Origin of the sequence: Methylocystis sp. ATCC 49242, assembly GCF_000188155.2 — a bacterium.
Lineage (GTDB): Bacteria > Pseudomonadota > Alphaproteobacteria > Rhizobiales > Beijerinckiaceae > Methylocystis.
The window spans coordinates 210280-223694 of record NZ_KE124774.1; the positions used below are offsets into that span (position 1 = coordinate 210280).

Annotated in this window: 18 protein-coding genes and 1 pseudogene; 4 read left to right on the top strand and 15 right to left on the bottom strand. The window is 63.4% G+C overall.

All coding sequences use genetic code 11. The annotated features are described in order from the left end of the window. Positions 1-33 precede the first annotated feature (33 nt). Positions 34-606, top strand: a complete 573-nt coding sequence (locus MET49242_RS02955) for a Crp/Fnr family transcriptional regulator (protein WP_158497240.1) — start codon at positions 34-36, stop codon at positions 604-606. Between the two features lie 36 nt (positions 607-642). Here the strand turns inward: MET49242_RS02955 and MET49242_RS26035 are convergent, their stop codons facing one another. Together MET49242_RS26035 and MET49242_RS02960 are read right to left on the bottom strand one after the other, a co-directional pair. Further along, positions 643-870, bottom strand: a complete 228-nt coding sequence (locus tag MET49242_RS26035; RefSeq protein ID WP_084678852.1) for a GDCCVxC domain-containing (seleno)protein — start codon at positions 868-870, stop codon at positions 643-645. Further along, positions 871-1302: a mercury transporter MerT gene (locus tag MET49242_RS02960; protein ID WP_051133960.1), complete on the bottom strand. Its 432-nt coding sequence runs from the start codon at positions 1300-1302 to the stop codon at positions 871-873. It lies immediately after the preceding gene. Positions 1303-1370: 68 nt separating this feature from the next. On the opposite strand from MET49242_RS02960, the gene MET49242_RS02965 reads away from it, so the two are divergent. Beyond that, positions 1371-1808 carry a helix-turn-helix domain-containing protein gene (locus MET49242_RS02965; RefSeq protein WP_051133961.1) on the top strand — a complete coding sequence of 146 codons (438 nt, stop codon included), beginning with the start codon at positions 1371-1373 and terminating at the stop codon, positions 1806-1808. Here MET49242_RS02965 and MET49242_RS02970 read toward each other — a convergent pair. From MET49242_RS02970 to MET49242_RS03020, 12 genes are all read right to left on the bottom strand, one after another. After that, positions 1786-2769, bottom strand: a complete 984-nt coding sequence (locus MET49242_RS02970; RefSeq protein ID WP_084678853.1) for a sulfite exporter TauE/SafE family protein — start codon at positions 2767-2769, stop codon at positions 1786-1788. The two genes, MET49242_RS02965 and MET49242_RS02970, sit on opposite strands and share 23 nt — an antisense overlap. Continuing rightward, on the bottom strand, positions 2766-3215 hold the full coding sequence (locus MET49242_RS02975; protein WP_084678854.1) for a ribbon-helix-helix protein, CopG family: 450 nt from the start codon (positions 3213-3215) through the stop codon (positions 2766-2768). Before MET49242_RS02975 ends, MET49242_RS02970 begins: the two co-directional genes overlap by 4 nt. 9 nt (positions 3216-3224) lie before the next feature. After that, positions 3225-5219, bottom strand: coding sequence for a conjugal transfer protein TraG (locus MET49242_RS02980; RefSeq protein WP_036280550.1), 1995 nt, complete (start codon positions 5217-5219; stop codon positions 3225-3227). 156 nt (positions 5220-5375) lie between these two features. Further along, positions 5376-7115: a VirD2 family relaxase/mobilization nuclease gene (locus MET49242_RS02985; RefSeq protein WP_036280552.1), complete on the bottom strand. Its 1740-nt coding sequence runs from the start codon at positions 7113-7115 to the stop codon at positions 5376-5378. A 243-nt stretch (positions 7116-7358) separates the two neighbouring features. Further along, positions 7359-7964, bottom strand: coding sequence for a lytic transglycosylase domain-containing protein (locus MET49242_RS26510; protein ID WP_371212512.1), 606 nt, complete (start codon positions 7962-7964; stop codon positions 7359-7361). Positions 7965-8206: 242 nt separating this feature from the next. Next, positions 8207-8707: a S26 family signal peptidase gene (locus MET49242_RS02995; protein ID WP_036280555.1), complete on the bottom strand. Its 501-nt coding sequence runs from the start codon at positions 8705-8707 to the stop codon at positions 8207-8209. Further along, complete coding sequence (locus MET49242_RS03000) at positions 8704-9174, bottom strand: DUF2840 domain-containing protein (RefSeq protein WP_036280558.1); 471 nt, start codon at positions 9172-9174, stop codon at positions 8704-8706. Before MET49242_RS03000 ends, MET49242_RS02995 begins: the two co-directional genes overlap by 4 nt. Positions 9175-9538: 364 nt before the next feature. Then, complete coding sequence (locus tag MET49242_RS03005) at positions 9539-10438, bottom strand: replication initiator protein A (protein ID WP_051134440.1); 900 nt, start codon at positions 10436-10438, stop codon at positions 9539-9541. Between the two features lie 19 nt (positions 10439-10457). Then, positions 10458-10742: an AlpA family transcriptional regulator gene (locus tag MET49242_RS03010; RefSeq protein WP_036280560.1), complete on the bottom strand. Its 285-nt coding sequence runs from the start codon at positions 10740-10742 to the stop codon at positions 10458-10460. A gap of 155 nt (positions 10743-10897) precedes the next feature. Beyond that, the gene (locus tag MET49242_RS26320) at positions 10898-11491 is read right to left on the bottom strand and encodes a DUF2285 domain-containing protein (RefSeq protein ID WP_256378570.1); all 594 of its coding nucleotides are present in this window, start codon (positions 11489-11491) and stop codon (positions 10898-10900) included. After that, complete coding sequence (locus MET49242_RS26515) at positions 11442-11861, bottom strand: transcriptional regulator domain-containing protein (protein ID WP_371212513.1); 420 nt, start codon at positions 11859-11861, stop codon at positions 11442-11444. The genes MET49242_RS26320 and MET49242_RS26515 overlap by 50 nt, the downstream gene beginning before the upstream one ends. Further along, positions 11816-12124, bottom strand: coding sequence for a DNA -binding domain-containing protein (locus MET49242_RS03020; protein WP_371212514.1), 309 nt, complete (start codon positions 12122-12124; stop codon positions 11816-11818). Before MET49242_RS03020 ends, MET49242_RS26515 begins: the two co-directional genes overlap by 46 nt. A 125-nt stretch (positions 12125-12249) precedes the next feature. Between MET49242_RS03020 and MET49242_RS26520 the strand changes: the two genes are divergently transcribed. Then, a complete protein-coding gene (locus tag MET49242_RS26520; protein WP_371212515.1) occupies positions 12250-12651 on the top strand; it encodes a helix-turn-helix domain-containing protein in 402 nt (133 codons plus the stop codon). 52 nt (positions 12652-12703) lie between these two features. Here MET49242_RS26520 and MET49242_RS23875 read toward each other — a convergent pair. Then, a pseudogene (locus MET49242_RS23875) lies at positions 12704-12877 on the bottom strand (DUF736 domain-containing protein); the annotation flags it as partial. 151 nt (positions 12878-13028) lie between these two features. On the opposite strand from MET49242_RS23875, the gene MET49242_RS03030 reads away from it, so the two are divergent. After that, entirely contained in the window at positions 13029-13412 is a 384-nt protein-coding gene (locus tag MET49242_RS03030; RefSeq protein WP_051133963.1) for a winged helix-turn-helix domain-containing protein, read from the top strand. The last annotated feature ends 3 nt before the right edge of the window (positions 13413-13415 follow it).

Below are 13415 nucleotides of genomic sequence, written 5' to 3' on the forward strand. Positions count from 1 at the left end.
CATGGGCGTGCGTTTATAGACATGATAGATATCATGTCAGAGGCTGAATTCTTTCTGGAGGGCCTAAGTGGGCACGAATGCGCCTTCGCAGCGGGCGAGGCGGTATTTCACTTGGGAGACGCCGTGCAGTTGGTTCATGCCGTGCGGCGTGGCGTCGTCCATCTTGTTCGTGTCCACGAGGACGGGACGTCTCTGATCCTTCAACGCGCGGGGCCGGGATCAATTCTGGCAGAGGCTTCCGTGTATTCCACCGTGTATTACTGCGATGCGCGTGCTGAAACCGCTGCCATAACTTGGGCTGTGGCCCGCGACGCTTTGCGCAGTCGGCTCGTCCAAAACCCTGATTATGCGGAAGCTTGGGGCCAGCGCCTCGCGCATGATGTGCAGCGTGCGCGGCTTCAGGCGGAAATCCTATCGCTCAAAACCGTCGAGGATCGACTGAGCTCGTGGATCGCCTGGAATGGCTCGTTGCCCGGCAAGGGCCAGTGGTCCAACGTCGCACAGGAGATCGGCGTCAGTCCCGAAGCCCTTTATCGAGAAATCGCGAGACGCCGAAAGTTGAGTCGCGGGCGGTGCGCAAATGAAGAGAAACACACCACGCGGTAAGCCTTGTGCGGGCTTTGGAAATCGGTCTTTTTTGCTCTACGAGTCCGAGCAGCATCCGCTTGCGCGGCCTTGCTCTTTTGCCTCCTGAATCGGCGGGCATGGCACGTCTCCAAATGAGCAGAAGACGCAGCAATCTCCTGCCTTGGGCCTGAGCAAAGCACCGCAGCCTTTGCACTCATAGAAGAACTGGCAGGCATCCGTGGGCATTGTCTCAGCCGATTGATGGCCGCAAGACGGGCAGGTTATCGTCGAGACGAGTTGCACTCACCGCCCCTTAAACAGTTTCAGCAGCACGGGGTCGATATAGCTCCAGCTCGGCGCCAGCACCACAATGAGAGAGGCGCACAGGAGCAGCCCCAGCGTTGCGCGTGATCGCTGCGGCGACGCACACGCCGAACCCGAAGCGCAAGGAACCGGACGCTTCCACCACCATGCGCCCCACCCCCCGACAATGGCCGAGGCGCTGACCGCCAGAAGCGGGACGCGCCATTCGGCGACCTTCTCAAGGCCGCCTAGAACGCTCGCGCCCGCGCCGAGCGCGGCGAGACCGAGCGGAATAACGCAGCACGACGAGGCGACGACCGCCCCGAGACCTGCGACGAGTCCCAATGCTGCGAACCACTTCGGCGCGGCAGTCAATGCAGGGGGAGACGTAACGGCTGGCGTCGTCTTTTGCACGGCATCGTTGATGGTCATGGCTCGCCCTTCCTTGAAGTTTGGGCTATCCTGCACCCTGTAGCGACTACGGGTTCAAGGGAAAACTCATGCAGCCTTTGACGATTGGCAAGCTCGCAGCGGCGGCGGGGGTCAATTTCGAGACCGTGCGCTATTACGAGCGCATCGGCCTGTTGCCTTCGCCCGCACGGACGGCGAACGGGCGTCGCGCTTATGAACATGCGGACGTTCAAAGGCTCGCCTTTATCCGCCGCGCCCGCGAGCTCGGATTCAGCATTGAGGACATTCGCGCCCTGCTTGCCCTCGCCGAACTGCCTCGCGCTTCCTGCGCCGAAGTGAGAGAGATTGCACTGATGCATCTCGACAAGGTGAGGACGAAACTCGCCGACCTTGCCAGACTTGAGTGCATTCTCGCTGCGACACTCGCCCAATGTTCCGGTGACGTTGCCCCCTCATGTCCCGTGCTCGACATGCTGGATGCAGGCCTGAAAGCCCCCGCTTCCTTCACTCGTGCCGCCAGACTTTGATGGCGGAAGCGATGAGGATAGCGGCCAGCAGCGGGAGCAAAATCGTGTTCGGCGCCATGCCGAGCAGCTGCCCGCCGAGGAATGTCCCGACGATGGAGCCAAGCGCCATGACGAGGACGAATGCGCGGCTCTCGCGCAGAATTGCAAAACTGCGGTCACGGCTGTAGCGCGTAAAACCCACGATCATTGTCGGCAAACTGACGGCGAGTGAGAGGCTTCCCGCAAGCTTGATATCCACGCCGAACAGCAAGACCAGAGTTGGAATAAGCAGTTCGCCCCCCGCAACGCCGAGAAGCGATGCGACGACCCCGATGATGAAGCCCGCCGCCACACCCGCGACGAGCTGGAGATTGCCAGTTGCGAGAGCTGGGCCGCCCCCCTGCTGATCGTGGCCGAACAGCAGCAGGGCGGCGACGCCCACAAGTAGCGGGGCAATTACGCGATAGAGCGTTGTCGACTTGAGGCGCGTCGCCCATCCCGCGCCGAGCCATGCGCCCAGGAGGCTGCCCGCCAGGAGGTTGAGAACAATCGGCCAATTTGCGGCTACACCGCCGAGCGGCACAGCCGCGGCCCGAAAAGGCAACGCCGAGGCGACGACCACAAGGCTTGTCGCCTTGTTGACGATAACCGCTTCGAGCGCTGCGAACTGAAACGCGCCGATCAGTAATGGCAACCGGAATTCAGCTCCGCCTAAGCCGATTAGACCGCCGAGCATGCCGATGATTGCCCCGCCACCGAACGCCGCCGCTTTGTTGTCTCGCACGTCTGCCCCCGCATTTTTCTCTGCGTCGCATGGAGCATGCCACGGGGGCGGGGGCTTTCGCGCCATGTCCATGGACGCAGCATGCGAAGAGATGGGTACGAAACTCTTGATCAGTCCAGCCAAGACGTAGTCATAGTAAAGGATCGCTGTGGGTCCATGAATGAACCATCGCGAAAATGAGGAAAAGGACGCGATCATCGATTGCCATCGTTCCTGAAGCCCTCGTCACTGGAGTTAGGCTCGATCTCCTCCAAAGCCTCCTTCGCCAACCGTTGACCCTTTGCCAGCCTCCGCCCTAACGCCTCGACGAAACTTTGATATCGCTCCCGCCCCTTGGCCTGTGCTGCGGCTTGTGCGCCTTCCGGCAATGGCGGCGTTGCGGTGAGCCAGGCGCGGATATAAAGCGCCAGCGCCTCGACCGAGAATTCGAGGTCGCGCTCCACGCGGTCGATGGAGCGCGTTAGCCTGTCGAGCCGTCGCGTTAGCGCGGCTTCCCATCGATCTGCGTCGTCCGCGGTAAGGAACGAGATGATCGCCGCCTCGGCGATCGACGACTTCGCAGCGCGCTCCTTTACCGCAAGCTTTTCGAGCTGCGCCATCATCTCGGCGTCGAGATAGACCGAAAGACGTTGCTTCACCGCCATGGGGTCGCCTCACAATGCGATGCCATCGTCGGGGTCGAGCGCCGCTTGTCGAGCAAGCGCGCGACCTTGGCTGCGGAGCAAGCGGGCCTTAATCGCCTCGTCATTATCCGCTTCATCGACCGTGGTGGCTTCGAGCGGCGGGGCCAGAGTCGATTCGATCCTCGCGATGTCTTCGTGTTCGGGGAGCTCGGGTTCTCGGCGGATGCCGCCATTGGCGGGGTCTTCGTCCAATCCCGCTTCGCGTTTGGGCGGGGGCAAGCCAGACCAATCGTCCATCACATCGGCGCTGGTGGGGTTCGCAGCCGATAGGCCATCGTCGACTATCTGGCGCTCCGGGGGCCGCAGTATCCGCCCATTCAACCGGCGATCTTCGTAGTAGCGCGCCTTCTTGGCGCGGATCGGCGGCAGGCCAGAGACGAGGATGATTTCGTCGGCGTGCGGCAGCTGCATGACCTCGCCCGGCGTCAACAGCGCCCGCGCTGTCTCCTGTCGCGAGACCATCAGGTGCCCGAGCCAGGGGCTTAAGCGATGGCCAGCGTAGTTTTTCATGGCGCGCATCTCCGTCGCGGTGCCGAGGGCGTCGGAGACGCGCTTCGCCGTGCGCTCGTCATTGGTCGCGAAGGACACCCTCACATGGCAATTGTCGAGGATGGCGTTGTTCGGTCCATAGGCCTTCTCGATCTGATTGAGCGACTGCGCGATGAGGAAGCTTTTGAGGCCGTAGCCCGCCATGAAAGCGAGCGCCGACTCAAAGAAGTCGAGCCGCCCCAGCGCCGGGAATTCGTCGAGCATGAGCAGCAGGCGGTGGCGCCGCTCCTTCGGCTCCAGCTCTTCGGTCAGCCGTCGCCCGATCTGGTTGAGGATCAGGCGCACCAGCGGCTTGGTTCGGGAGATGTCGGAGGGCGGCACCACGAGATAGAGCGTTGCCGGCTTCTCGGCGTAGACGAGGTCGGCGATGCGCCAGTCGCAGCGTCGCGTGACCCTCGCGACGACGGGATCCCGGTAGAGGCCAAGGAAGGACATTGCGGTCGAGAGAACCCCGGAGCGCTCGTTCTCGGATTTGTTCAGGAGCTCGCGCGCGGTTGATGCGACCACGGGGTGCGGGCCAGCCTCGCCGAGGTGGCGCGTCGTCATCATGGCCCGCAGCGTCGCCTCGATCGGGCGTTTGGGATCGGACAGAAAATTGGCGACGCCGGCGAGCGTTTTCTCGGACTCGGCATAGAGGACATGGAGGATGGCGCCGACGAGGAGCGAGTGGCTGGTCTTCTCCCAATGATTGCGCCGCTCCAGCGCCCCTTCGGGATCGACGAGAATGTCGGCGACATTTTGCACGTCTCGAACCTCGGCGGGGCCGCGCCGAACCTCGAGCAGGGGGTTATAGGCGGAGGACGCGGCGTTGGTCGGATCGAAGAGCAGCACACGGCCGAAGCGCGCCCGCCAGCCGGCGGTGAGGGACCAGTTCTCGCCCTTGATGTCATGGACGATGACAGCGCCTGACCAGGTGAGAAGCGTCGGAACGACAAGGCCGACGCCCTTGCCGGAGCGGGTGGGCGCGAAGCAGAGGACATGTTCGGGGCCGTCATGACGCAGATAATGGTCCAGCAATCTCCCGAGGATCACACCATCAGGCCCAAGCAGCCCCGCCGCTTCGACTTCTTCGGCAGTCGCCCAGCGCGCCGAGCCATAGGTGACGACATTTTTCGCCTCGCGCGCGCGATGCACGGACATGCCGATGGCGGCGGCGATGGAGATGAAGCCGCCCGAGGCGGCGATGACCGCGCCCTCGACGAAGACATCTGGCGCATAGGCGTCGAAGTGATACCACCACCAGAAGAACGCCGGGGGCGGATAGAGACGCCACACGCCGACCAATATCCAGGGCGGCCCCAGTTCCGGCTGGTGCGCCAGTCGCCACGCTGTCCATTGGGTCGCGCCCCATGTGGTCGCGAGCACGATGGCGCAGACGACGAGGATCTGACCCCAGAGGATGCGGGTGGCGGACATTGGCTCCAGCTTGTGGGGTCGTCGCTCGCGCCCGCAAGACGAATTGAGCAAGGATCGCAGCCTGTCGCGCTACGGCGCGCAAATACCGGGAGAGATGTGACCTCAAGGACTGCGAGAGCTCGGAAATCCAGACAGCACGCCTCAACGTCCCTCCTCCTACAATCCGATTCCCTTCTTCCGCCCAAAGCTCCAATCCACGCCGCCACCTGGCGTCATCAACCCCGACACCTGCCGGCCGAGTTCCTTTTCAAGCGACGGGGACCACGGGACGAGGCTGAAGCCAAGTCCGTCGTCGATCATGGCGAAGCGGCCCGATGCGAGAGTCAGGCGCTGACGATAGACGCCAGCGACGGTCTCACCCTCGGCGACGGCATGCCGCGGAAGGCCTGTCTCCGCTGTGAGCCGGTTGGAAACTTCGCTCAGCTCGCGCGACCGCAGCGTGTCGAGAAGATCGCGCGCGAAGACAAGGCGCTGACCCTGGCGGTGGGCGAGCCCTGTGGCGGCAAGATGGTCGGCGCGCGCTTCCATGGCGTCCCGGACCTCGCGGCCGAAGCTCGATTCCGATAAAGGCATAGGCTCCCTTTCGACGAGGCGTCGATCGAGCCAGGTCGCGCCCGTCGCGTTGATTTGCGCCTCGATCGAAAGGTCGGATCGAACGGCGAGTACGAGATGGGGCGTCCCGCCATCTCGGGGAGGGAGTCGCCTGACCTCGACCATGGCGCCGGGGGCGGCGTCGCTCGTGGCGTCGAAATCTTTGAGCCGAATGTGGTGCGCGCGACCGTCGACGCCGTCGATGATCGCGAAGGCTGAGCCCTTGAGTTCGTCGTCCAGGCCGCGAGAGATGAGGCGGCCGATAATTGGCTCGCTGCGCGCTTCGTTCTCCCAGACGAAGTCGGCGGTCGCCCGCTCGACGCCCCGCTCCCTCAGGCCGCGATGGATGCGCTTGATGATGTCGCCGCGTTCGCCGAGCGCGCGCAGGACGCTCTCGGCTTCCTCGCCGATCATCCACTGGCCGGGGCCGAGCGGTGCGGTGAGACCAAGTTTTTCGAGCTTGCGCGCGCGAGCGATCAGCGTTGAGCGTTCGACATCGTGCTCCTGACCGGCGTTCGGCCGAAGGTCGACGAGGCCATCCTGCTTCCCGGCTTCCCGCGCCAGCGCCTGATCGAGCGGCGTCCAGCGGTCGGCGTCGACCTGCCGCTCGAGAGCCTGACGAATCTCCTGCTCGCTGCGGGGCCCGAGCTCCAGGGTGACAAGTCGCTCGGCGCGGGCGCGTAGACCCCGGCTGATATAATCGCGGCTGATAACGAGATCGCCGCGGTCGTCAGCGCGGCCCCGCATCAGGACGTGGATGTGGGGATGCTCGGTGTTCCAATGGTCGATCGCCACCCAGTCTAGACTGGTCCGGAGATCGCAGGCCATCTCGCCCATGAGATCACGGGTGAAGGCGCGAAGGTCGGAAAGCTCTCCGGCGTCATCGGGCGAGACGATGAATCGAAAATGATGTCGGTCGCCCTGGCAGCGATCGGCGAAGTCTCGCGCATCGATCTCGTCGCCGTTGGGATCAAACATTTTTCCGGGCGCGCCGTCGCGGGTGACGCCGTCGCGTTGCAGATAGGAAAGATGCGCGGTAAGCGGCGCCGATCTCGGACCGTGTCGCACGACGCGCGCCTTGATCACAACGCCGCGTGAATGGGAGGTCAGGCCGCGCAGCGCCGAGAGGCTTGCCGCCCGGCCGCGGCCAAAGGCGCCGCGCCCCTTTCCGCGCGCGTCCGACCGATGCAGACCGCCCGCCTTTTCCGTCGCGGCCAGCACGCGCGAGACAAAGCTCCTCGTTCTTCGCGGCTTCGTCGAGCGGATACGGCCGGGGCGGATGTGAATGTCGTCGTCACGCGACATAACGAATCGCAGACGAGGTGGAAATTGGCGCGTCGTTACAGGGACTTGCTACGAGCGAAAGGCTGTGCGTCGAAAACGCAGCCTGTATGAATGCATTGAAGCACAACGACAAACCGACCGTCGGACAAAGCCGCAGGCTGTCCCTTTTATCCTGCAATAGCTCGGTCGCTGGCGCTCCCTCGGCGGGACTCGCGCACAAAGGCGCGAGGACATGCGCTATTCTAGGAAAATGGGAGAGTTGGGTCATCTGGATGCTCCTGAAGGCCCGCGAACGGCGAAAAGGTCGGAGGAGCGCGAAAATGCAGCGAGGGACGAAGCGTCGGGGCGGTTCTCCGTGTGCAAATCTGTTGCAAATAATCTGACGTCTATCCGCGCCGGAATGAGCGAGCGGCGTGTCGATCCTTCGGCTCCAAGAGCGGCATCGGCGCTGTGTCTCGGCGGCTTATCGTCGTGCTTTTCCTGTGCGGTGATCGCGACAAAGATTGAAGAGCAACCGTTGCTAGAGGAGGCGGAATAAGGGGCTGCGGAAATACCGCCGAGTGAAAGTGCGGGCGCAATCCTTCGGACATATTCCGTCGTTTCGGCTGGCAAGGAGCGACCGTGAAGGTAGTCCTCATAGCGCCCCGGGCCGGCGTTATACGCCGCCAGAAAGCCGTGCTCGCCATATTGGTCGAGCAACGAGCGAAGGTAGGCGGCGCCGGCCAGAATATTGTCGCGAGGAACGAACGGGTCTGCGCCAAGACCGTAGCGCGTGCGCAATTCGGCGTAGGTCGCGGGCATGAGTTGCATGAGGCCGATCGCGCCTTTGCTGGAGACGGATTTTGCCTCGCCGCCGCTCTCGGCGCGCATGACGGCGCGCAGCCAATGGACTGGGAGATGGAAGCGATTGGACGCCTCCGTGAGCGAGCTGCTGATGGCGAGACGGCGCGAAAGTTGGTTCGATATAGTCTCGTGGCGCGCGGACTCGGCATATGCAGGAAACGCCCATAAGGCGCAGAGCAAGGCGCGCGCAATTGTTCGAAGCCTTGCCGAACGTCGACCAATTGAAGCGCGGTTGCAATCTGCATCCCAGCAGAGCGATGGGTCGATCATCACTCGGCCTCCGTCCAGATGGGCTGCGCGCGGCCGACAATGGAGTCGACTGGAAGCGCCCCGAAATACCGCCCGTCGAGCGAGGCGGAATGGTCCCAATTGAGCAGGAAGACGTCGCCGGGCTGGAGCGTCAGACATCCGCTCCAGCGCGGCAGGTCGCGGCCCGCATGATCGCGCGCATTCGCCTCGGCGACGACGCTGCCGTCGACAGAGATCGCGAGGTTAGCTCGGCATACCTTCTGTCCTGGGAGCGCCGCCACTCGTTTGATGAGCAGCGCGCCTTTGGGCAGATAGCCGCGCGCCGCGAGCCACTCGGCGAGGTGTTCGGGCGGCCGCGCGAGGACGAGATCGGCGATAGAGAGCGCGCCGAGCGGACGGACGGCATAGAGTCCGATGGGCGCGCTGGCGGAGGCGTTCCAGACGAGAAGCGGCTCGCGGCCGCCGGCGAAGGTCGACGCGATTGCGCAGACGGCGACGAAAGAGAGAGCGAGCGTCCTCATGGGCGTCGCTCCAATCCAGCACGCAGCAGCCACGCGCGGTGACGGTCGTGCGAATAGGCGCGCGGCGGCAGCCCGGCGGCGAGCCGGTTGTGGACGTGCCGCCAATGGTCGGGACAGACTTCGTGCGGGAGAAAGCCGAGCGCTTCAACGGCGTCGATGGCGCGCAGGACGCGCTGCACCTTCTCCCAGCCGACCGTCCGCAGCAAAATCTCTGCGCCGGGCTTTACGCCCGGAACGGTGGAGCAGGCCTCGCCGTCGTCGCAGGCGCGCAAGATATCGATGCGCGAGACGAGCGTTCCATGCGCATTCGACGCCCAGCGGATGAAGCCGAAGATCGCGCCCGGCGCGAATGTCGCGATGCGCCGCCGTCGATCGAGCGTTCGCTCGTTGATCGGTTTGCCGAAGCGCAGCCAGCGTTCGATCTTGCCTCTGACGAAATAGAGTTCAACTTCGGTCGGCGCGCTCATGGCTGGCCTCCGGTCGCGTCATGGTCGAAGGGAGCCGCGGGCTGCATTCTGTCTGCGAAGGCTCGTTGTCCCGAAGGGATGACGGCGTCGACGTCGGCCGGATGTTCGGCTCTGTACGCGCGGCGCGCGCGCCGAGCTGCGGGCGCGCTTTCTTCTCTTACCGGCGGGCTTTTTGCCCGTGGGGCGGCAGTCGAGCGGGAGGCGCCCGCCGTTAGAAGGAATCCGAAGGATTCCGAAGTTAGTAAGTTAGGAGCGCCGTGAATGACGCTGCGACAATAGCTTGGGCGCCATTTTGGTCCCCGATAGCACGAGGATTTGGTCCCCGATAGCACGATAGCTTCGGTCCCTGATAGCACGAGGCTATTCACAGCTTTTCCACAGCGGCGAGACGACGGTCGAGGCGCTGAACGGCGCGCTCGAGCGGATCGGTGGTGAGCGGCGCGAAAACCAGAAGTTCGCGGTCGAACGGCCCTCGGCGAATGTCGAGCCGGTAATTGGGAATGGGCTGCCGTCGAACGATGTCGCGCAGATCGAATGCGAAATGTTTGAGCGGCGAGAGCGCGCCGGATTTGGCGTGGAGATGCGCGAAATCGAAGCTCCAGCCGCCACTCTGATTGCCGGCGTGCTTGCGAACGAGGCGATAAAGCCAGCGCTCCAAACCGCCCGTCAGTCCGAAGTAGGCCCGGTCGATTGTGAGCACCAAGGCTTCGTTGAGGACGCCTTCATAGAACCAGTCGGGGACGATGAGTTCGACGCCGAGGGGGCGTCCGCTCGGATCGGCGGTCTCCTTCCATTCATTGATCCAGGAGAAGCGCCGCCGGCGTCTTTCGGTCGTTTGGCGGATCGACGTGACGACGCTCGTCGACTGCAGCCGGTCGAAGGCGGCGCGCAGGCGCTGATAGTCTCGTGCGCCCGTGGCGCGGCCGGTGAAGGTGAGAATCTCATAGGGCGTCGTCGCCATCAGGCGCGAGGTCTTGAGGCCTCTATCGCGCGCCTGGACGATTTGGGACGCCGCCCAGATCAGAACGTCGGCGTCCCAGATGGTCGCCATGCCATGCTCGGCGGTCGCTTCGACCTTGATCGCGATCTGAGCCGTCCTGAAGTCGATTGGCGCCGTTCGCTTTGACTTGGCGAGGCTGAAGAAGGGATAGGCCATGAGGTCCTGCGCATCGCGCGGCGCGAGCTCGCCGGGCAGCGCTCGAAAGAGTTCGAGCTGCTCCCGTTCGTCGCCGCAGTTGCGAGCGTGTCGGTCTCGGGGCGTCATTCTCGTCGCTCCCGAAAGGTCAGCCGCGCGGTTGAGCGGCGCGCTGCACAAGGCCATCGGCATGCCGGCGCGCGGGCAAGACGGTTCCGACACCGGGGTCGGAGGTCGACGCCTTGGCGCCGCGATCGGCCCAGGCCTGCAGGTCTTCGACGCGGTAGACGACCCGGCCGCCGAGCTTTGAATAGCGGGGACCGGTTCCGTAAGTGCGATGCTTTTCGAGCGTGCGGCCGGAAAGGCCAAGAAATCGCGCGGCTTCGGGCGTGCGAAGGTAACGCGGCGGCAAGGGCGCTGTTTGTGCGGACATGGATAAGCCTCGGCAGATCATGGAGCGTCGCCGGTTATCGGCGGGTTGGCTGGATCACCATGGCGGAGGGAAACGGGCGGGAGGGATGGCGAAGATGGGGGCGACGGAAATCGCCACCCCGGCGACAGCATCCGAAGGAGCTTTGGCGAGCGCCGCTACTTTTTGAGGAACTTGCGATAGCCGCCGCGCATCAGCGCGACGCCGCCGCGAACAAGACGGATCGTCTCGTCGCGAAGGGAAGAAGTTTTCCAGGGATGGGCGGCGACGCGGGCCGTGCCAAAAAGGCGCTCGGCAATCTTGCGATAGGAGGCGCCGCCGAGATGGCCGTCGAGGGCGCGAAGAAGGGAGAAGATGCGGCGCAGATCAGGAGGATGTTCGGCGCGTTGCGGCGGCTTGTCGCGCAGCAACCGCCAGAATCGCAATACGGCTTCGGTTCGGTGCGGCGTGCGTTCGTCGAGTAGGATGACGGCGGCAAGCGGTCTGCTACCGGCTTGTAGATCGGGGAGCCAAAGCTGGCATTGGTCGCGCCCGGATTGCAACAGGACGTGTTGGCCATCGTCACTTGTTCGGTGAGCGACTAATTTGGAATGAGTTCGCAACTCAGCGGCGGAAGGCGCGATTGAAGATGGCGCCGGCGTTTCCTCGTCGGAAGCGGGTGCAATCGGCGACGCGACGAGGATGACGCTCGACGCCCGCAGCTCAGGCAGCCAGAAGATCTCTGCTTCGTCGGCGCGCAGATTGGGATCCACCGCGAAATCGCAACCCCCAGCGCCGCGTCGAACCGGCGGCGCCGGCGTCGAGCGCAGCTCGAATGTCTGGGTTTGCGTAGTCGGCGCGATAATCCGCGTTGCGTCTGAGAAACTCCCAGGCGAGGCCCGGAGCGCTCAAGTCCTGCAAATAATCGTATGCTTTTGGCGAGCGCCAGTCCTGATCCGACATGGAAGTTCTCGCAATGAATGAATATCGCCTGCAAAGGTTGTGGAGAAACGTGTCAAGAATCGCGTCAGAATCCGACCGGAATGGGAAATCGACGGCGATGGAGTCGAATCGCGGATGTTTACTGAAGCCACGGTTCAGCTGCCTTTGAGCAAGTCTCGATAGCCGTGCTCGGTGAGCCATCTTGCTCGTTCGAGATGCGACCGATGCGCGCTTGCAGCGCGTTCGGGCTCTCGATCGGGATCAATGCCGAGCACAATCCGGCAGGCGTCTTCCCATGAAGCGCCTTCGGTCGCCGCATCCAACAGACGCAGATATGTCGGCGCGTGGGCGCGATCATAGTCTGTGGCGGAAGGTTCGGTAGGAGCAAGATCGGCGACGGGCATGGGGTCGGGACGGCTCATGACGTCGCGTCTCCTAAGGTGGCCTGCCGCATCAACTGGCATTTAACGGGAATTTTCCCCGAATGGCTACAGGGGCGCAGCCTGCCGTCCCAACGCATTTTGTAGAGTATACTCCGTGGTGAAATACTCGACAAGGCGGCGTCATCTCGCAGATGAATTTGCGAGATGTGCTGGCGCTGAACCTCCGGAAATTGCGACGAGCCCGTGGCTGGTCACAAGAGGAGCTTGCGCATCGAGCGGAAATCGATCGAACCTATATCAGCGCGATCGAGCGTCGGCTCTATGCGGCGAGCGTCGATGTTCTGGAACGCCTTGCGATCTCGCTCGAAATTGAGGCGAGCGAGCTCATCAGATCGTCGGGTGATCGGAAGTCAGGACAGAGCTGCGCGATGCCAGTTCGAAAGTTACCCCTGAAAGCGCGGAAGGAGCGGCCATCCGTTGCAAGCCAAGTAGACGCCCAAGCCGGAAAGGCTCGTCGTCGAAATCATGGCTCACAACAGTCGGCTTCAGGCGCGCAGCGCTCGCCAATGACGCATGAAAAGGGCGAGCTCGACCCAAAGTCGAGCTGACGAGTTAGGGAAGAAGAATCCCCGCCCGATCGCTCGGGCGGGGCGCTCACGGTCAGTCACCATTGGCCTTTCGGCCACGCGACCAGATCAGGCTGTAGCCGTCGCCTTCCTCGTCGTCGAAGAGGTTGGCGTAGATCGGCGCGGTGAAGCTCGGATCGTCGAGCTTGAGCGAGAGATAGTCGCGGCCCTCGTTGGAGCGCTTCGGCCAGGCGGCGCCGATCTCGACGTTATGTGGAGCACCGCATAACGCCGATTATGCGTAGCGCGTTATTATGCGGAGTCGCGTGGGCGGAACTTCGGTTTTCCGTGCGTTTCGAGGTTGCGGCGCTCCGCATAATATCAGCGCCCACGATGGGATGACGTGCCTCGCTCCAATTATGGAGAAAGCTGCTAACGTCGTAGGCATGGCACATCTACAAATTACTCTTGTCCTTGAATCCGGGGCTCGTATCGGCCCCGGTAAGGCCGCACTTCTCGAAAGCGTGCAATCGACGGGCTCGATCGCAGCGGCCGCGCGCGCGATGGACATGGACTATAAGCGCGCCTGGCTTCTGATCGACAGCCTTAACCAGTCTTTCAAAACGCCTTGCGTCGAGCGCGTCATGGGCGGCGCGGGCGGAGGCAGTGCGACGCTGACGCCGCTCGGCGAGGAGATTCTGGCGCGCTACCGCAAGCTCGAAATCGCCACCCGGAAGATTGCCTCAGCTGATCTGGCCGTGCTCGAAAAGCGGGCGACGAAGGAAAAGCGCCCCAAGGTGTGATGA